This window comes from Acidovorax sp. DMC1 (assembly GCF_056314325.1).
On the sequence record NZ_JBQUYO010000007.1, the window covers coordinates 190,064 to 208,979 of the forward strand.

Here is an 18,916-nt window from a genome sequence, read left to right on the forward strand (position 1 = left end):
GTCCTTGATGTCGTCCTCCCCCACCGTGTCTTCGTCTGCCGCCAGCCTGCCCGTCGTGCAGGCCCAGGCGCTGGGTCCGCTGTGGCCCACGATGGACCCGTTCCTGTTCTGCGCCCACCATGACGACGCCTACCCCGCAGGCAACGGCGCGTTTGCGCCCGCCGTGTCGCTGGAGGGCCGCCAGATCGGCAGCGACTTCAGCCGCAAGGACGGCTGGAGCATGTACCACGGCGACACCGTGCCCGGCTTTCCGGGCCACCCGCACCGGGGCTTTGAAACCGTGACCCTGGTGCGCAAGGGCCTCATCGACCATTCCGACTCGCTGGGCGCCGCCGCGCGCTTTGGCGGGGGTGATGTGCAGTGGGTCACGGCGGGCAAGGGCATCGTGCATTCGGAGATGTTCCCGCTGCTCAACGCCACCGAGCCCAACCCGCTGGAGCTGTTCCAGATCTGGCTGAACCTGCCCGCGAAGAACAAGATGGTGGAGCCGCACTTCACCATGCTGTGGAACGAGCGCATTCCGCGCCTGGTCCACCACGACGACGCAGGTCGCGCCACCACGGTAACGGTGGTGGCGGGCGCCCTGCCCGGCGCGCCTGCACCGCTGGCGCCGCCACCCGAGTCCTGGGCTTCGCAGCCCGAGGGCGATGTGGCCATCTGGACGCTGCGCATGGACCCTGGCGCGCAGTGGACGCTGCCCGCCGCGCGCGGCCAGGGCACGCGCCGCATGCTGTACTTCTTTGTGGGCGACAGCCTGCGCGTGGGCCCGCAGGACGTGGGCCAGCACGCCGCGCTGGAGCTGGTGGCCGGGCAGGACTGGCAGCTGACCAACACCGGCGCCACGCCGCTGGAATGCCTGCTGCTGCAGGGCCAGCCCATCGCCGAGCCCGTGGCGCAGTACGGCCCGTTTGTGATGAACACACAGGCCGAGATCATGCAGGCCATGAACGACTACCGCCGTACCCAGTTCGGCGGCTGGCCCTGGCCCGACCAGGATCCGGTGCACGGCACCGAGGCGCGGCGTTTTGCGCGCTACCCCGGCCAGACGGAGGAAGAGCGCCCGGCCGAGGCCCCGGTGGGCGCATAGGGCTGCGCACCCAGCCCCGAACGAGGCGCCCGGCATGCCACCGGGCGCCTCGTGGACAATCCAGGGTTTCGTTCTGACCCGCGCGGCGGCTGGCGGCCCAGCCCTATCCGTCTCGCGTCGATTCATCATCGCGCTGAAAGTGCAAGACCCCATGGCCACCACCATCACCAAAGACTCCGCCGTCACCATCACCTACAAGGTCACCACGCCCCAGGGCAAGCCGCTGGATGCCGGGCACCTGTCGTACCTGCACGGCGGCTACGAGAACATCTTCCCCAAGGTCGAGGCCGCGCTCGACGGCCAGGCCGTGGGCTTCAGCACCACGCTGCAGCTGGCAGTGGAAGACGCCTTTGGCGCGCGCGATGAAAGCCTAGTGCGCACCATCCCCAAGAGCGAGTTCCCGCCCGGCGTGAAGGTCGGCGGCCAGCTGCAGGGCGTGGGCAACGACGGCCAGCCCGCCGTGTTCAACGTGGTCAAGATCAAGGGCCCCGAAGTGCACCTGGACGGCAACCACCCGCTGGCAGGCCAGGCGTTGACCTTCAGCTGCAAGGTGACCGAAGTGCGCGCCGCCAGCCCCGAAGAAATTGCGCACCGCCATGTGCATGGCGCGCACGGCCACCACCATTGATGGCAGCTCGCCAGCCTGAGGCTGGCGGCGCCTGCAGACCTTGGAAGTCCAGGCTTCTGCCCAGCGTGCAGCGGCGGATGCTTAGGCACAAAAAAGCCCGCATTGCGGGCTTTTTTTGTGGGGCACAGCGTCGTGAATTACTTGGCGGCTTCAGGCTTGGCGGCGTCGGCCTTTTTCTCTGCCGCTGCCTTGGTCTTCTTGGCCTTTGTCTTCTTCGCCGCCTTCTTTTCGGCAGGGGCCGATGCGGGGGCTGCGGCGGGCATTGCTGCAGGCTTGGCCTCGGCGGCTGGGGCCGCTGGGGTGGCAGGCGCGGCCGGTGTGGCAGGGGTTGCTGGTGCGGCGGCCTTCGCGGGAGCTGCTGGTGTTGCGGGAGCCGCAGGGGCCTGGGCAAACGATGCGGTCACAAAGAAACCAGCGAGCAGGGCAACGAGGAGCTTGTTCATGAGAAATCCTTTCAGATCGGATAACCGCCCGACACAGCGTCGGACTTAGCTATGCAACGGACCTCGCCGGTGGCGCGATGACAGGTTACGAAGTCATTGGCAACAAGGCGTTACCGCGCCCCAGGCCGCGCCCGTTCAGCACCGGCTCTTTGCTCAGGCGCTCGCGCGCCCATTCCACAAACGCGCGCACCTTGGCCGGGGCCCGCCGCCCTGCGGGGTACACGATGTGCACGGGCACAGGGGGCAGTTCGTGCTCGGCGAGCACGATGCGCAGCCGCCCGGCGCGCAGGCTGGCTGCGGCCTGGTAAGCGAGGCAACGGGTCAGGCCGATGCCCGCCTCTGCGGCGGCAATGTCCACCTCGTTGCTGTTGCTGATCCAGGTGAACTGCGGCTGGCCGGTGGCGCCATCGCGAAACTTCCAGGGCGCTGGCGTGCGTGCGTCAAACGCGAAGCCGATGGCACGGTGGTTGCTCAGGTCGGCCGGGTGGCGCGGCCTCCCGTGTTGCGCCAGATAGGCGGGAGACGCCACCACCAGGCGGCGCAGCGCGCCCACCTGCACTGCAGTGAGACCCGAGTCGGGCAGGGGCGCGATGCGGATGGCCACGTCCATGCCTTCATCGAGCAAATGCACCAGCCGGTTGACGAACAGCGTGCGCACCTGCACGCGCGGCTGGGCCTGCAAAAAGCCCTGCACGATGGGCGCCACATGCTGGATGCCGAACATTTGCGGCGCGGTGACGGACAGCAGGCCCTGGGCCTCGGCCTGTGCACCGCTGGCGGCCTGCTCGGCCTCGTGCAGATCGTTCAGGATGGGGCGGCAGTCTTGCAAGAAGCGCTCGCCCGCCTCGGTCAGGCGCACCATGCGCGTGCTGCGCTGGAACAGCAGCACACCCAGCCGCGCCTCCAGCGCCGCAATGGCGCGCGTGACAGCCGTGGCGGAGCAGCCCAGCCGCCGGCCCGCCACGGCAAAGCCGCCAGCGTCCGCCACAGCCACAAAACAGCGCAGGGTGTCGAGATAGTCCATGCAACCAATTATTGCGGATGCCGCAATTATGAAAAGCGGTGATTGGTTATTCACATCGTAGCTTGCAATAGATATCGTCGAGCCATCTTTTCACTCACCCACCGACGAGGCTTCACCATGTTCCCTACCACCCCGCTCCAGCTGTACCGCATGCCCATCTCGGGCCATTGCCATCGCGTGGAGCTGATGCTGTCCCTGCTCGACTTGCCCTATGAACTGATTGACGTGAATCTGCTGCGCGGCGAACACCAGCGCGCGGAGTTTCTGGCACTCAACCCGCTGGGCCAGGTGCCCGTGCTGGTGGACGCGGGCCAAGTGCTGAGCGACAGCAATGGCATCCTGGTGTATCTGGTGCAGCGCTACGCCCCCGGCAGTGCCTGGCTGCCACAAGACGCCGTGGGGCAGGCGCAGCTGCAGCGCTGGTTCAGCCTGGCGGCGGGCTTTCTGGCGCCGGGCATTGGGGGGCCGCGCTTTGCGACGTTGACGGGCCGTGCCGTGAACGAGGTGGCGCAGGCCACCGGCAAGCGCCTGCTCGCCTTCATGGAGGACGAACTGCAGGGGCGGGCCTGGTTGCTCGGGGGCTCAGCGCCCAGCCTGGCCGATGTGGCCATGGTCAGCTACACCTCGCAGGCCCATCTGGCAGGGCTGCCGCTGGATGCCTACCCGCGCATTGCGGCCTGGGTGGCGCGCATGCAGGCCTTGCCGGGCTACCCGGTGCTGGCCGACCAGCTGCCCACTGCCGAGCAGGTGGCGGCATGACAGCCACCGTGCCCGCTGCACCGGTTGGGGTGCCGGTGCCGCCCGAGGCATTCCACCCCGGTGAGCAGGCCTTGCAGGCGCGCGTGGGCGTGCGCGAGCGCATGGCGGCCGTGGGGGCCATGGTGCTGCGCGACCACATGCCCGACCAGCACCGCGAGCTGTTTGAAAAGCTGCCCACCTTGCTGCTGGGGGTGCTGGATGACCAAGGCCAGCCGTGGGCCACTATGCTTGCCGGCCCGCCCGGCTTTGTGCACACCCCCGATGCGCAGCGCATGCAGATCGCCACCGCGCCGGATTCCAAGGACCCCGTGCTTGCACACCTGGCGCCTGGCGCGGCCGTGGGCGTGCTGGGGCTGGAGCCGCACACCCGGCGGCGCAACCGCATGAACGGGCGAGTGAGCGCATTTGGCGACGATGGCCTGGGCGTGCAGGTGGTGCAGAGCTTTGGCAACTGCCCCAAGTACATCCAGGCTCGCGAGCCCGGCCTGCGCGCAGCGCTGGTTGCCCCGGGCCCGGTGCAGTGGCTGGGCGCCGAGCTGGACGACGCTGCCATCGCGCTCGTGCAGCGGGCCGACACGCTGTTCATCGCCAGTGCCTCGGCGCCGCGCCCCGGTGCCGGGCACAGCGAAGGTGTGGACGTGTCGCACCGGGGCGGCGAGCCGGGCTTTGTGCAGGTGGCGCGCACGGAGGCTGGTGTGGTGCTGAGCCTGCCGGACTACCCGGGCAACCAGTTCTTCAACACCCTGGGCAACCTCACCCTGCACCCTCTGGCAGGCTTGCTGGTGGTGGACTATGAAGAGGGCGGCTTGCTGCACATTGCAGCGCAGGCCGAGGTGCTGTGGGACCGCGCAGCGCGTGCCGCCTGGCCTGGCGCACAGCGCGTGTTGCGCCTCACGGTGCTGCGCGCCCTGTGGCGGCCGCAGGTGTTGCCGTGGCGCTGGACACCGGCGGTGTCGGCCCCTCAGTTCCGGGTGATGCGCGAGGCGGCGCTGGGGTGAAAGGATCCCGCCCCTGCGGCGGGCTGCGAACGCGGCGATGATGCTGCGATGCGCCTGCGTGGCACGGTGGCCTCGGCCTCCACCATCCTTGCGCTGCGCTCGTGCGCGGTCTGCGTCAGCTCGGTGATGAGCGCGGCCTCGGGCAGGTTGTGCCAGTAGCGTGTGGGCATCTCCTTTTTCATCATGGTGAGCTTGAGCCGTGCGGGGTTGAAGATGTGGCGGTAGTAGGTGAGCCACAGCGCCTCGCCCGCATCGGGCGGCGGTGCGTCGCTGCGCTGTGCGCCGGGGCCGGTGTGCAGTTGCTGGCCGTCCCAGCGCACGCTGGCGTCGGGCGTGAGGATGGCCCAGCGCATCTGCGTGAAGCGACAGATGAAGAAGCCCGCATTGGCTACGGTGATGTAGTGGTCGGGCTCGAACCAGGCCATGTGCAGGGTGTTGCCATCGGGCTCCACCACCGGCCGAAAGCGCACAAAGGCGTGCATCTTGTGCATGTCGCGCCGTACGGCGCGGACCATGTGGTGGGCCAACATGCGGTCGGCGTCCAGCGGGTCGTGCCGCGCGGCTTCGGCTTCATGGCCGCCCTGCGCCATGCGCCACAGCAGGCGGTATATCAGCGCAAAGCGGGCCGGGTCGCGGTGCAGGATGAGCTGCTCGCACAGGCGCACAAAGTCGGGGGGGACGCGCAGCGTGGGCGCATCGGGGGCTGGCGGTGGCAGGGCGTTGTGGCCGTGGGGCTCTGGCGCAAACAGGTCTTCAGCGGCATCGGCCTGGCAGCGCCAGTCCACGGTCTGCGGTGGCACCTGGGCTTGCACCAGGGCGCGTGCGGCGGTGCGAAACCCGGGCCAGTCGGTGGGGTGCTCCAGCGTGATGGTGTGGCGCTGCATGGTGTCAGAACAAGCTGCGTTGCAGGGGTGGAGGTGCCAGTTGCGCAGCCAAATCAGCAGCCTCCAAAGCACGGCCGGGGCGGTAGTCGGCCGCCTCCACAAACGGCAGCACTTTCTTGAGCGGCACATGCAGCCGCGCCAGGTCCGCATGCCGCAGGCGGCGCACGCGGCGGGCGGCCAGCAGGCGGTCCACCGTCTGCACGCCAAAGCCGGGCACGCGCAGCAGCAGTTCGCGCGGGGCGGTGTTGAGGTTGACCGGAAAACGCTCGCGGTGCGCCAGCGCCCAGGCCAGCTTGGGGTCCATGTCCAGCGCCAGCATGCCGACCTGGTTGCCTTGGCTGGGCGGCACGATCTCGTCGTGGGTGAAGCCGTAAAAGCGCATCAGCCAGTCGGCCTGGTACAGCCGGTGCTCACGCACCGTGGGCGGCGCGGCCAGCGGCAGGGCGCGCGCGGCATCGGGGATGGGGCTGAAGGCCGAGTAGTACACCCGCCGCAGCCGGTGCACACCGTACAGCCGCGCGCTGGTGGCCAGGATGGTGCGGTCGTCCGTGGCATCCGCCCCCACAATCATCTGCGTGCTTTGCCCGCCGGGCGCAAACAGCGGCGCGCTGGCCCGGCGCGTGGTGCGCGATTGCGGCATCGATACGATGGCCTGCGCGGCTTGCTCCTTGCGCGCCGCGCGCGATTCGCCAATGTGCACGGCCATGCGGGCCATGGACCGGTCGATGGCAGCGCTGTTTTTCTCGGGCGCCAGCGCCGACAGGCTCTCGGCCGTGGGCAGCTCGATATTGATGGACAGGCGGTCCGCATAGCGGCCGGCGCGCTGCATCAGCTCGGGCGACGCATCGGGAATGGTCTTGAGGTGGATGTAGCCGCGAAAATCGTGTTCCTCGCGCAGCACGCGGGCCACCTCCACCACCTGCTCCATGGTGTAGTCGGGGCTCTGGATGATGCCGCTGGAGAGGAACAGCCCTTCAATGCAATTGCGGCGGTAGAAATCGAGCGTGAGCTGCACCACCTCGGCCACCGTGAAGCGCGCGCGGGGCACGTTGCTGGTCACGCGGTTCACGCAGTACAGGCAGTCGTACTGGCAGAAGTTGGTGAGCAGAATCTTGAGCAGCGAGATGCAGCGGCCGTCCGGCGCGTAGCTGTGGCAGATGCCCATGCCCTCGGTAGAGCCCATGCCCCGCCCGCCCACCGAGTCGCGCGGCGCGGCGCCGCTGGACGCGCAGGACGCGTCGTACTTGGCGGCGTCGGCCAGGATGGCGAGTTTGGACTGTAAATTCACTGTATGAATTTACAGTAATTTGATTGACCAACGCCAGCCTGGGGTCAAGCGGTGTCAGGGGGGGGGCTTCTGATTTGATAGCTGCTAGCGCTTGTTGGGTAAGCGATAGGCGCCAAAAACACTTCGAAATTTGAGTCAAATGGTTTCCAGCGCCATGATGGCAGTCGCCGTGTTCGAAATAGGGATGTGGTAGTTGCTGTGCACCCGCCGCACGCCCGCGCTGGCGGTGGCCAGCGCCCCGCGCATCGCCAGCCACATCAGCAGTTCCACGCCCTGCGTGCCGGTCTTTTCCACCAGCTCGTGCACGCTGAACTGCGTGGCCCATTCTGGGTTGGTCGTCAGGCTCTCGATGAACTGCAGGTCAAACGCCTTGTTGATGAAGCCCGCGCGCTCGCCGTCGAGCTGGTGGCTGAGGCCGCCCGAGGCAATCACTGCCACCTTCTTGTCGCTGTCCCAGCTCTGGATCGCCTGGCCCACGGCCTTGCCCAGCGCGTAGCAGCGCCTGGCTGAAGGCAGCGGGAACTGCACGGTGTTGATGCACACCGGCACCACCGCCACGGGGCAGTCTCCCTCGGGCCAGAAGAGCTTGAGCGGCAGCGTGCAGGCATGGTCCACCAGCATCTCCTGGCAGGTGGTCACGTCAAACTCCTGCTCGATCAGCGTGTTGATGAGGTGCCACGACAGGTCCACCTCGCCTGGGAAGGGCGGCAGCGTGGGGATGCCCCAGCCCTCGTCGGCGTTGTTGTATTCAGCCGCTGCGCCCACGGCAAAGGTGGGCATCTTGTCGAGGAAGAAGTTCAGACCGTGGTCGTTGTAGAACATCACCACCACGTCCGGCTTCTTCTCGCCCAGCCACTGGTGGAGGGGTGGAAAGCCGTCGAAGAAAGGCTTCCAGTACGGATCGTTTTGCAGGCCCTTGTGGATGGCGTTGCCAATGGCCGGAATGTGCGAAGTGCCGAGGCCGCCGATGAGTTGTGCCATGTGTGTCTCCCTATTTGCCTGCTGCGACCAGTTTGGCCTTGAATTCGTCTTTGGTTATGCCCGTTTGCTGCGCGCCGATGTCCTGCATGTCCAGCTTGAAAATGCCCGCGAACTTGGCCAGGTAGTAGGCGTTGCCGCCCGCAGCAATCAGCTGCAGCACGTTCTTGGCGCGGATGGCGGCGGCCTGCTGTTCGTTCAGGCCGTACTTGCGCATGTACGCCTCTTCGTCGGCCAGAAAGGCCTTGCGGTTGGCCTCGTCGTTGAACGAAAAGCACATCTTGTTCAGCGCATAGCCCTTGCGGGCCTGGTCGCCATCGAACGGCGTGGTGCCGGGGATGGGGGGCAGTGGGGAAGGCATGGTGTCTCCAGGTCTTGATGTAAGTCAGTGCAGTGTCGCGACGCCATTGCCAAAGATGAAGCCAGAAAACATCATCGAATGCATGAGCAAATTCGATGGATCGCAGCTGGACGGCCACCTGCTGAAGCTGCTGCTGGCGGTGCTGGAGACGGGCAGCATCACGGCAGCGGCAGAGCGCCTGGGCGTGACCCAGTCGGCAGTGAGTCATCTGCTCGACAAGCTGCGCGCCATCACCGGCGACCCCCTGTTTGTGAAGCGCGGGCGCGGCATCGTGCCCACCGCCCGCGCCGAGGCCCTGGCCCAGCCTGCGCGCGACATGCTGCACCAGATGCAGCTCTTTGCCCAAGGGGCCGCGTTTGACCCGCTGCATTGGCAGACCGAGCTGACCATTGCGGCCAACGATTTTCAGCGCGATCTGCTGCTGCCCGCGCTGGCCGCCCGCCTGCGCAGCGCGGCACCGGGCGTCACGCTGCGCATCGTACCCAGCGGTGCCCCCAGTGCCGAGCTGCTGCGCTCCGACGCGTGCCAGCTGGTCATCAGCCCCCGCCCGCCGGAGGGCACTGACATCGTGCAGAAGCGCTTGTTGGAGGATCAATACCGCGTGTTCTACGACCCCGCCGTGCGCAGTGCTCCGCTGTCAGAGACCGAGTACCTGGCCGCGGACCACGCCACCGTGGCCTACGAGGCGCGCCGGGGGCTGGAGCTGGACCAACTGCTGGAGGCGCGCGGCGTGCGCCGTCGCATGGTGGTGCGTGTGCCGGGCTTTGCGGCCCTGCCCGCGTTTGTGCGGGGGACTGCGCTGCTCACTACCGCGCCGTCGCTGATGGGGCGCACCGCTTTGGCGGCGCTGGCGCATGTGCCGGTGCCAGTGGCTTGCCCCAGCCTGCCCATGTACCTGATCTGGCATGTGCGCTACCAGCAGGACGCGGCGCACCGCTGGTTGCGGGCACAACTGCAAGACGTGCTGGCGGCGGTATTGCCTGCGGGCACCGGCGCACCGGCGTCTGCGTCAGTTGCGCTCCCGTGACAGTGCTTGACGCAGCCGCCGCGCGGCCCGTTCCCGCAGCGAGGGCGCGGGGCGCGCTGCAGGTCGCGGGTGGGCCTTGGCTTGTTCGCAAGCCGCCAGAAAGTCATTCAGGATGGCGGTGTCGTCCAGCGTGTCCGAGCCCTGCTTGTGGAACTCCGGGTGCCATTGTGTGGCCGCGATGTAGCCGCGCCCTGGCGCGGGCTTGAGGCGAATCGCTTCGGGCACACCATCGGGTTCGCTCAGTGCCTCGACCACAAATTCTGGCGCCACCCGCTTGATGCCCTGGTGGTGGATGCTGTTGACCCGGGCGCGTGGCATGTTGGGGTACAGCTTGGCCAGGTGCGAGTCCGGCAGGATCTGGATGTCGTGGAAGTGCTGGTCGTAGGTGGTGGCGTTGCGGTGCTGCTGTGCGCCGGGGTGCTGGGTCTCGATGTCCTGGTACAGCGCGCCGCCAAAGGCCACGTTGATGAGCTGCAGGCCCCGGCACACGCCAAAGATGGGCTTGCCCACCTGGGCAAAGGCTTTGACCACAGCCAGGTCGTACAGGTCGCGCACACGGTCGCCCACCCACTCCTCGCGCAAGGGCTCCTCGCCATAGTTGCCCGGCCACACGTCGGCGCCACCGTGCATCACGATGCCGTCCAGCCATTCGGCGTAGTGGTCCAGCGTCACGTCGCCACGCGCGGTCTCGCCTGTGGGGCACGGCACCATTACCACCATGGCACCGGCCGACATCAGCCAGTGGGCGATGGACTGCTCGACGTATTGCAACGTCTTGCCCGTGAACAGCGGGCGTGCAGGGTCGGCGTGTTGAAAGCAGGCGGACAGTCCAATCTTGAGGCGGGGGGCAGCAGGCATGGGGGAAAGCTCCGGGGCAGCGCTTGTGCGCGTGATTGCTGCAGTTGTAGCACTGCGCCCCCTGTGGCGTCTGTAGGAAAGGGCCGTGCGGAGCCGCGCGTCGCCTCCATGGGATGGCGGGGCACGCAAAGCGTCACAACCTGCAACGAAATGTGGCTTTCTTCATGAAATGTGTCCGCGTGTCGATGGGGCGCGGGCGAAATCTGGGGGGCTGATCGCCATAATTTCAGCTCACCCGGTGCCAGGGAGGGGCGCCCGGTGGCGCGATGCACGCCTTCCCCGAAAGCAGAAAAAATGTCCCATCCAAAATTCCGTTTGTCCGCCCTGGCTGCGTTGGTGGCCGCGACAGCTGCCGCCTGCCCGCTGGTGGCACAGGCCACCGTGCCCGCCGGTGCGGCAGCCGAGATCATCAGCCTGCAAGGCACAGGTGACCAGCGTGCCGCCTCCGCAGCCGACTGGGGCCCTGCCCGACTCGCCCAGGCGCTGGCCCAGGGCGACTTTGTGCGCACGCGCCAGGCCGCCAAGATGGCGCTGCTGTTCGCGGACGACACCCAGCTGCGCCTGCATCAAAACACGGTGCTGCAGGTCAAGGGCGTGGCCACCCCGGCGCAGCCGGTGACCACCTTGCTGCTCAACGCCGGCCGTGCGTGGACGCAGACCAAACGCGCCGACGGCAGCCGCCTGAACCTGGAGACACCGGCCGCGACCGCAGCGATCCGTGGCACCGATTGGGACATCAGTGTGGAGGACGACGGCCGCACGCTGATCACCGTGCTCTCGGGCACGGTGGAGTTTTCCAACGCGCAGGGTTCGGTGTCCGTGGGTGCCAACGAAGCGGCGTTGGCCGAAGTGGGCAAGGCCCCGGTCAAGCTGGTGCTGAGCCAGCCGCGCGACCGCATCCAGTGGGTCAACGCGTTGCGGGCCGACCCGGTGCCCCACCTGTCTGCCGAGGCCGTGCCTGCAGCACTGGTGCCCGTGCGCGATGCCCTGGCGGCGCGCGACCTCGCCGCGGCACGTGCGGCGCTGGCGCAGGCGCGCACCACGGCCGCACCCGCATGGGTGGATGTGTTCGATGCCGCCGTGGCCCTGCAGGTGGGCGACCTGCCGGCCGCGCGCGGATTGCTGGCACGGCAGGTGGCTGCCGCCAACGCCGCGCCGCTGCCCGCGTGGCTCATGCAGTCCGACGTGCAGCTCATGGAGGGCGAAGGGGCCGCAGCAGCCGATACGCTGCGCGCTGCGCTCCAGCGCTGGCCCGCCCACCCGTCGCTGGTGGCGCAACTGGCACGGGTGCAGATCCTGAGCGACCGTGTGGACGAAGCGGCTGCCACCCTGGCCCCCGCGCAAGGCACGGCCCACGCAGACCTGGCGCTGGTCCGCGCCGAGCTGGCCAGGCGCCGGGGCGATGCGCCCGGCACACTGGCGGCCTATGCCGAGGCCCAGACGCTCGCACCTGGCGATGCACGCGCCTGGCAAGGCCTGGGCAGTGCACACGCCGAGCGCGAAGACCCGCGCCCCGCCCGTGAAAACCTGCGGCGTGCGCTGCAGCTGTCGCCCCAGTCGCCCGGCGCCTGGGGCGAGCTGGGCACGCTGGAGACTTTTGTGAACCAGTTCACCGAGGCGGGCCAGGCCTTTGCCACCGCGCTGGGCGACAACCCGGCGGACTATGTGGCGCTCACCGGCCAGGGCTTGCTGCACCTCAAGCAAGGGCAGCCGGATGCCGCGCTGGATGCGTTCTTGCGGGCAGGCGTGATGGAGCCCCGCTATGCCCGCGCCAAGACCTGGACCGCCGTGGCGTACTACCAGCTGGGCCGCCACCAGGATGCGCTGACCACCCTGCAGCAGGCCACCGTGCTGGACGACAAGGACCCTGTGCCCTACATGCTGCTGGCGCAGATCCACACCGATCTGTTCCGGCCCGGCGAAGCGGTGGAGGCCGCGCGCGCCGCCGTGGCGCGCATGCCGTATCTCAAGTCACTCAACCAGGTGGCCAACGACCAGAAGGGCAGTGCCAACCTGGGCGCATCGCTGGCGTTCTTTGGCATGGAAGACTGGGCGCTGGAGATGGCGCAGCAAAGTTTTTATCCCTACTGGGGCGGCAGCCACCTGTTCATGGCGGACCGTTATGCGGGCGAGTTCAACAAGAACTCGGCGCTGTTCCAGGGCTTTCTGACCGACCCCATGGCGTTTGGGGGCAGCCAGCGTTTTTCGCCGCTACTGCAGCAGCCCGGCAGCCACGGATCGGTGGGCGTGACACTGGACCACGAGTTCTACCGCATGCGTGCACCAGCCGTCACCCTCAATGGACTGGACAACAGTCATGTGCCGGTGTCGTGGTTCTTCAAGGCGCAGACGGCGGATGTGAGCGCTTATCCGTTCGATCTGCAGGTCAACCGTCTTCCCGCCATGCGTGCCGGCGAGGGCGACCTGCGGGCCCACGCCATCACCGCGGGGGTCGGCATGCAGCCCACCGAGCGCATCAACCTGTTTGCCTATGCCAACCAGTTCAGCATGCGCCTGCGCGGCCAGAACGCGCAAGAGACGGCCCTGGACGACACCGTCACTCAGGGCGCCTTGGGCATGGCCTACCGGTGGGGGCCGACCGAGCAGACCTGGATCAAGCTGGGCCGCAGCGTGGACAACCTGCAATTGCTGCGCTACCCCACGGCCTACATCGAGCCGCCGTTCCTTACTGTCATGGGCGTGAGCAGTGCCCCGCGCAAGGACTTTAGCGACATCCAGCTGCGCCACACCGTGGACACGAGCCCCGGCAGCCGCTGGAGCGCGACGCTGGAGCATGTGCGCGAGCGCCAGAACAACCTGCTGGCGGGCGAGGCCGCCGTGGTGGCCGATATCCCAGGCGTGGGCCTGTACCGCGACTACCTCGTACTGGCAGGCTACAACCGCATTGACCGCCGCTACACCGGCCTCACCCTGGCCACCACGCAGCGTCTGGACCCAGCGTTGACCTTGGACGCCGCGCTGGGGTTGCAACAAATCCGCCACCGCGTGGACGGCCTCACGCAGAGCTATCTGGTGGGACTGGATGCTCTGAGCGAAGACCAGGCCCGCCGCGCGGACACCGAGCGCGTGGTCACGCCGCGCCTGGGGGCGGTGTGGCAGCCTGCAGCGGGCACCACGCTGCGCGTGGCGTACCAGGACTGGCTGCGGCCCCTGAGCGTCTCCACCCTCGCCAGCGTGGAGACCGCAGGCATTCCCGTCGAAGACCGGCTGGTCGAAGCCGGTGGCCGCCACAAACGCACGGTGGCGCAGCTGGGCATGGAGGTGGGCGCCAACACCTTCGTGGGCCTGCGGGCCGACCATCTGCGGGTGAACAACCCCGGCACCGTGGGCGTGGATTTGCGCACCCCCAGCCTGCCGTTCCTCGAGGAGATGCGCAATGCGCAACTGGTCAACCTGTCCACCAGCGACCTGCTCGAAGACACGCCAAGCTTTGAGCGGGGCACGCTGCAGACCCTGGGTGGCACCGTCAACCACATGTTCAGCCGCCGCTGGTCGGGCTATGCCAAGTACCTGTACCAGCACAGCGAAAGCCGCACGCTCGATGGCGGTGCCGAGGTGGTGGGGCGCATTCCCTACATCCCGCGCCACACCGTCGCGCTGGGCGCTACCTGGGCCAGCGCTCAGCGGCTGTACCTGAGCGCGCGTGCGGTATACCGCTCGGAGCGGTTTGAGGACAAGGAAAACCTCACACGCCGCGCGCCGGGCTGGGGGGTAGACCTGATGGGCTTCTGGGAAACGCAGGACAAGCGCTGGGTGGTGGGCGTTGCGGCCTTGAACCTGTGGGCACCCAAGTCCGACCGGCAAAAAGCCCGCTATGTCCTGGATGCGCGCTACCGCTTCTGATCGGGCAGCAATGCCGCAGGCCCGGCAGCGCCAGCGGTGGCTCTCGGTGGCGGCGGGCGTGCTGGCGCTGCTGCTGGTGGGGGTCGCCACGCTCAGCCGCACCTGGCACGTGCTGGAATTCAAGACCTTTGACGTGATGACGGCGCTGGCGGCCCCCCACCGCACGACCGCGCCGGTGGTGGTTCTCGCGATCGACGAGCCCACGTTTCAGGAGCTGCAGCAGACCTGGCCGTTTCCGCGCAGCGTGCATGCGGCGCTGCTGGAGCGGCTGCGCGCCGACGGCGCCCTGGCCGTGGGGCTGGACATTGTTTTTGCCGACCCCACCACCGAGGCCGAGGACGCCGCACTGGACCGCGCCATTGCCCAGGCGGTGCAAGGCTTGCCGGTGGTGCTGGCCTCCACCCGCGAAAAGATCGACAGCGCCAATGCCGCGCTGTGGATGGACATTCAGCCGCTGCAGCGGCTTCTGGATGCGGGCGCCGACGCGGGCGATGCCGGGGTGGAGCCGGACGACGACTTTGTGGTGCGCCGCGCCCCCGCCGCGCGCGAGGGCTTTGCACTGCGGCTGGCCCAGCGTGCGGCCGAGGCCCGTGGCCAGGCGCCCGCACTGCACCACTTCGACTGGATCGGCTACCGGGGACCGCGTGGCACGTTTGACACGCGCTCGTACTACCAGGCGCTGGAGCCGGGGCTGCTGCCTGCGGGGTTCTTCAAGGGCAAGATCGTGCTGGTGGGGCGCTCGGCGCGCACAGCCACCGAGCTGTCGCACTCGCAGGCCGACCTGTTCAACTCGCCGTTTGGCACATCCGGTGGGGAGCGGCTGTTTCCGGGGGTAGAGCTGCAGGCCACGCTGCTGGACAACTATCTCACCGGCGGCGGGCTGCGCAGCGTGTCAGACGCGTGGACCCTGGCCATCACCGTGTTGCTGCTGCCAGTGCTGCTGTGGGCCAGCCGACGGCTGCATCCGGCGGGCGCGGCGGCGCTGACGGCAGCGCTGGTGGTGGCCATGGGCGCCGCGTCGTGGGTGCTGTTTGCCGGCCTGCGCCTGTGGTGGCCGCCGTTGCTGCCGGCGGTGGCGGCGGTTGCCATTTATGGAGCGGCCGCGCTGGTGGGCTATGCCGTGGTGCGCCAGCGCGCGCGCCAGACGCGGGCGATGTTTGCGCAGTACGTGCCACCTGCCGTGGTCTCGCGCCTCATTGCGCAGCCCGAGCTGATGCGCCTGGGGGGCGAGGCGCGCGAGGTCACGCTCATGTTCACCGACCTGGCCAGCTTCACCACGCTGTCCGAGCAGCTGAGCGCCGAGCAGACGGTGGAGGTGCTCACCGGCTACTTCAACGCCATGACACCCATCGTGCACGCCACGGGCGGCACGGTGGACAAGTTCATTGGCGACGCGGTGATGGCCTTCTGGGGTGCGCCGCTGGACGACCCGCAGCATGCCGAACACGCGGTGACTGCCGCCATCGCCATGCAGCAGGCCATGCAGGCGCTGGTGGCCGACCTGCGTGCGCGCGGCCTGCCGCCCATCCACATGCGCATCGGGCTGCACACGGGGCGCGTGGTGGTGGGCAATGTGGGTTCGGACCAGCGCTTTTCGTACACGGCGATTGGTGACGCAGTGAACCTGGCGGCACGGCTGGAGGGCGCCAACAAGGCGTTTGGCACCGGCATCCTGCTGTCGGCCGCCACTGCAGCGCAGCTGCCGCCCACGGTGGCGTTGCGTGCGCTGGACGATGTGATCGTCAAGGGCAAGACCGAGCCCGTGCGCGTGTTCACGCCCTGCGACGACGCCATGGTGCGCGAGGCCAGCAGCGCAGCGCTGGCCGCCTTCCATGCGCGCGACTGGACCGGCGCCGAGGCGCAATTGGCGCGGGTGCTGGAGCGGCTGCCCGGCGACCCGGCTGCCACTCGTCTGCTGGAGCGCGTGGCCGAGGCGAGGGCGTTGCCCACCGAGGCCCCCTGGCAACCCGCCGTGGCGCTGGACAAGCTGTAAACATCCTTTGACATGTATTTACCGGGGATATGGATGCCGGTGCCATGATGGGGCCTTCGCAACTTCATCAGGAAGGACCCTCCCCATGCAAGTACAAGTCAATACCGACGACCACATCCACGGCGGCGATTCCCTGGCCCGCTGGATCACGGAGGAGTGCAAGAGCCGGTTGTCGCGCTTTCAGGACCATGTGACACGGCTGGAGGTGTTCCTGACCGATCTGGATGCCGGTAAGTCGGGCGCCAATGACAAGCGCTGTCGCATCGAGGCGCGCGTCACCGGCCGCCAGCCTGTGACCGTGACCGATGAAGCCGACAAGATGGCCAATGCCTTCATCGGCGCGGCCGACAAACTGGCCCGCGCCCTCGATACCGACCTGGGCCGCGTGAAGGACCGCAATAGCCGCGAGACCATCCGCGCAGCGGCCGCAGAAGAATAGTTCAGGTGAAATAGGCCGCTAGCGCATGAATCATATGCACTAACAGCTATCAATTCGGGAGTGTATGAAAAAGGCGCTGCAGCCAAAAAGCTTGCAGCGCCTTTTGTTTGGGGTCGCCTACAGGTCGAGGACGAGCAGCTTGCTGCGCGCGCGCGAGCAGCACGGCATGAACTGCTCGTTGGCGGCCTTTTCCTCATCGGTCAGGTACATGTCGCGGTGGTCCACCTCGCCCTCCAGCACGCGCGTGAGGCAGGTGCCGCACACGCCCTGCTCGCACGAGGTCAGGATGTCGATGCCCTCCTTGCGCAGCGCTTCCACCACCGACACATCGGGCGCAATGGGGTAGACCTTGCCGGTGCTGGCAATGCGCACCTCAAAGCCCTGATCGCCCGAGGTGTCCTGCGCCGGGGCGCCAAAGTATTCCAGGTGGATGTGGTCCTGCGCCCAGCCCAAGGCCTTGGCGGTGGTCACCACATGGTCGATGAAGCCGGCCGGGCCGCACACATACAGCCGCTTGTCGGGGCTGGGGGCTGCCAGCACGGTGGCGGTGTCCAGCTTCTGCTCGGGGGCGCCGGCATCGAAGTGAAAGTGGGCATGCGGTGCAATCGCCGATGCGGCAATTTCGGCGGCAAACGCCGTGCGTTCGGCAGAGCGGGTGCAGTAGTGCAGCGCAAAGTCGGCACCGGTGCGCGCCAGCCGGTCGGCCATGCACAGCAGCGGCGTCACACCGATGCCGCCCGCCAGCAGCAGCGTGCGTTGTGCAGGGTGCAGCGCAAAGTGGTTGCGTGGCGTGCTGATGGTGATCACATCGCCATCGTGCACGCTGTCGTGCATGGCGACCGAGCCGCCGCGCGATGCCGGGTCGCGCAACACGGCGATGCGGTAGCGGTGCGACTCGTGCGAGGCATTGCACAGCGAGTATTGGCGCACCAAGCCGCCCGGCAGGTGCACATCGATGTGCGATCCCGCGCTGAACGGAGGCAGTGCGGCGCCGTCCAGCCGCGCCAGCTCATAGCTGGCGATGCCTTCGGCTTCGGTCTGCTTCTTGACGACGCGGACCTGCAGGGTCTCCTGCGCGGTCATGCGGCCACCGCCTGGGCTGCGGCCGGTGCACGCTCGGCGGCCAGCAAGCGGTCCAGAATCTTGCGGGACTGCACACCGCCCGCATCGATGTTGAGCATGAGCAGCTTGCGGTCGGGGTAACGCAGCAGGTTCTCCTGCTGCAGCTCCAGCATCTGCTGGTCTTCGGCAAAGATCTTGCCCTGGCCGTCGCGGATCTGGGTGGTGAGCGACGGGTCCTGCGGCTTGAAGTTGCGCGCCATGCCCCAGAAGTAGTGGATCGACGTTTCGGTCTCGGGCGTGATGAAGTCGACCACGATGCTCGATGCCTTCTTGTCGGCCGGGGCGTTGTAGCCACCGTGGCCGGCCAGTGCCACGCCGACCTCGATCAGCACATGGCTGGGGGGCGTGAAGTGGCAGATCTGCCAGCGGTCCACCAGCTGGTCGTCGGGCAGGCCGTTCATGCGCAGCGCCATCTTCCAGAACGGGGGGGCCTCGATGCCTTCCATGAAGCGGCTGGTGATCACCTCGTCGCCCTCCACGCGGGTCTTGCAGGGCACCTCGTCGATTTCCTTCTGGCCGATGCTGGTGGAGTGCACATAGGTCTCGTGCGTCAGGTCCATCAGGTTGTCGATCATCAGCCGGTAGTCGCAGGCAATGTGGTACAGCCCGCCGCCATAGGCCCATTCGGGGTTGTTGGCCCAGGGCAGGTGGTGGATGGTGGCGGGGTCGGCCTTGTCGGCGTCACCAGGCCACACCCAGATGAAGCCGTAGCGCTCGACCACCGGAAAGCTCTTCGCCTTGGGGAACCCTTGCACGCGCTGGCCGGGCATGGACACCGACTTGCCTGTGCATTCCACCCGCAGGCCGTGGTAGCCGCATTGCAGGTGGCCTTCGCACACGGTGCCCAGCGACAGCGGCGCCCCCCGGTGGGGGCAGAAGTCGTCCAGCGCGGCGACCTGATCGGACGCGGGACGGTAGAACACGATCTTCTCGCCGCAGATGGTGCGGCCCAGGGGCTTGTCCGCGATCTCGTCGGGCGTGCAGGCTACGTACCAGGCGTTCTTGGGATACATGATTGTCTCTCTCCGTGGGTGGAAGGTGTTGTCGCAGTCTTGGTATACAGCCCGGGTGCGGATCGCGGCTGGAGTAGCGCAATTGTGCGGAAAAGGGGATTTTATGTATACATAAGAAAGCCGTAAAACAGCTATCTCAGTTCTTTATAT

The 18,916-nt window shown here is 67.7% G+C and carries 17 protein-coding genes; 8 read left to right on the forward strand and 9 right to left on the reverse strand.

Going from position 1 to position 18,916, the window contains the following annotated elements:
• Positions 1–7: 7 nt before the first annotated feature.
• Positions 8–1,087 (forward strand): pirin family protein, encoded by a 1,080-nt coding sequence (locus ACT531_RS15720; protein ID WP_110960952.1) that lies wholly within the window; start codon positions 8–10, stop codon positions 1,085–1,087.
• Positions 1,088–1,238: 151 nt separating this feature from the next.
• Positions 1,239–1,715, forward strand: a complete 477-nt coding sequence (locus ACT531_RS15725; protein WP_060985498.1) for an FKBP-type peptidyl-prolyl cis-trans isomerase — start codon at positions 1,239–1,241, stop codon at positions 1,713–1,715.
• Positions 1,716–1,852: 137 nt separating this feature from the next.
• On the opposite strand, the gene ACT531_RS15730 is transcribed toward ACT531_RS15725, so the two are convergent.
• Together ACT531_RS15730 and ACT531_RS15735 are read right to left on the reverse strand one after the other, a co-directional pair.
• Entirely contained in the window at positions 1,853–2,158 is a 306-nt protein-coding gene (locus tag ACT531_RS15730) for a hypothetical protein (protein WP_476018008.1), read from the reverse strand.
• A gap of 85 nt (positions 2,159–2,243) precedes the next feature.
• Complete coding sequence (locus tag ACT531_RS15735) at positions 2,244–3,182, reverse strand: LysR family transcriptional regulator (protein WP_476018009.1); 939 nt, start codon at positions 3,180–3,182, stop codon at positions 2,244–2,246.
• Between the two features lie 117 nt (positions 3,183–3,299).
• On the opposite strand from ACT531_RS15735, the gene ACT531_RS15740 reads away from it, so the two are divergent.
• Both ACT531_RS15740 and ACT531_RS15745 read left to right on the forward strand, forming a co-directional pair.
• Complete coding sequence (locus tag ACT531_RS15740) at positions 3,300–3,941, forward strand: glutathione S-transferase family protein (protein ID WP_476018010.1); 642 nt, start codon at positions 3,300–3,302, stop codon at positions 3,939–3,941.
• Entirely contained in the window at positions 3,938–4,939 is a 1,002-nt protein-coding gene (locus ACT531_RS15745; protein ID WP_476018011.1) for a pyridoxamine 5'-phosphate oxidase family protein, read from the forward strand. The genes ACT531_RS15740 and ACT531_RS15745 overlap by 4 nt, the downstream gene beginning before the upstream one ends.
• Here ACT531_RS15745 and ACT531_RS15750 read toward each other — a convergent pair.
• From ACT531_RS15750 to ACT531_RS15765, 4 genes are all read right to left on the reverse strand, one after another.
• On the reverse strand, positions 4,903–5,823 hold the full coding sequence (locus tag ACT531_RS15750) for a TIGR03915 family putative DNA repair protein (protein ID WP_476018012.1): 921 nt from the start codon (positions 5,821–5,823) through the stop codon (positions 4,903–4,905). The genes ACT531_RS15745 and ACT531_RS15750 overlap by 37 nt on opposite strands.
• 4 nt (positions 5,824–5,827) lie before the next feature.
• Positions 5,828–7,111, reverse strand: coding sequence for a putative DNA modification/repair radical SAM protein (locus ACT531_RS15755; RefSeq protein ID WP_476018013.1), 1,284 nt, complete (start codon positions 7,109–7,111; stop codon positions 5,828–5,830).
• Positions 7,112–7,246: 135 nt separating this feature from the next.
• Positions 7,247–8,092, reverse strand: a complete 846-nt coding sequence (locus ACT531_RS15760) for a class III extradiol dioxygenase family protein (protein WP_476018014.1) — start codon at positions 8,090–8,092, stop codon at positions 7,247–7,249.
• Between the two features lie 10 nt (positions 8,093–8,102).
• On the reverse strand, positions 8,103–8,450 hold the full coding sequence (locus ACT531_RS15765; protein ID WP_476018015.1) for a protocatechuate 4,5-dioxygenase subunit alpha: 348 nt from the start codon (positions 8,448–8,450) through the stop codon (positions 8,103–8,105).
• Between the two features lie 82 nt (positions 8,451–8,532).
• Here ACT531_RS15765 and ACT531_RS15770 point away from each other — a divergent pair, with 82 nt between their 5' ends.
• A complete protein-coding gene (locus ACT531_RS15770; protein WP_476018016.1) occupies positions 8,533–9,477 on the forward strand; it encodes a LysR family transcriptional regulator in 945 nt (314 codons plus the stop codon).
• On the opposite strand, the gene ACT531_RS15775 is transcribed toward ACT531_RS15770, so the two are convergent.
• A complete protein-coding gene (locus ACT531_RS15775) occupies positions 9,460–10,335 on the reverse strand; it encodes a gamma-glutamyl-gamma-aminobutyrate hydrolase family protein (RefSeq protein ID WP_476018017.1) in 876 nt (291 codons plus the stop codon). The two genes, ACT531_RS15770 and ACT531_RS15775, sit on opposite strands and share 18 nt — an antisense overlap.
• A gap of 294 nt (positions 10,336–10,629) precedes the next feature.
• Here ACT531_RS15775 and ACT531_RS15780 point away from each other — a divergent pair, with 294 nt between their 5' ends.
• From ACT531_RS15780 to ACT531_RS15790, 3 genes are all read left to right on the forward strand, one after another.
• The gene (locus ACT531_RS15780; RefSeq protein ID WP_476018018.1) at positions 10,630–14,199 is read left to right on the forward strand and encodes a TonB-dependent receptor domain-containing protein; all 3,570 of its coding nucleotides are present in this window, start codon (positions 10,630–10,632) and stop codon (positions 14,197–14,199) included.
• A complete protein-coding gene (locus ACT531_RS15785; RefSeq protein ID WP_476018019.1) occupies positions 14,171–16,192 on the forward strand; it encodes a CHASE2 domain-containing protein in 2,022 nt (673 codons plus the stop codon). The genes ACT531_RS15780 and ACT531_RS15785 overlap by 29 nt, the downstream gene beginning before the upstream one ends.
• 85 nt (positions 16,193–16,277) lie before the next feature.
• Positions 16,278–16,631, forward strand: coding sequence for an HPF/RaiA family ribosome-associated protein (locus tag ACT531_RS15790; protein WP_476018020.1), 354 nt, complete (start codon positions 16,278–16,280; stop codon positions 16,629–16,631).
• 117 nt (positions 16,632–16,748) lie between these two features.
• Here the strand turns inward: ACT531_RS15790 and ACT531_RS15795 are convergent, their stop codons facing one another.
• Entirely contained in the window at positions 16,749–17,714 is a 966-nt protein-coding gene (locus ACT531_RS15795) for a PDR/VanB family oxidoreductase (RefSeq protein WP_476018021.1), read from the reverse strand.
• Positions 17,711–18,766 carry an aromatic ring-hydroxylating dioxygenase subunit alpha gene (locus tag ACT531_RS15800; protein ID WP_476018022.1) on the reverse strand — a complete coding sequence of 352 codons (1,056 nt, stop codon included), beginning with the start codon at positions 18,764–18,766 and terminating at the stop codon, positions 17,711–17,713. Before ACT531_RS15800 ends, ACT531_RS15795 begins: the two co-directional genes overlap by 4 nt.
• Positions 18,767–18,916 lie beyond the last annotated feature (150 nt).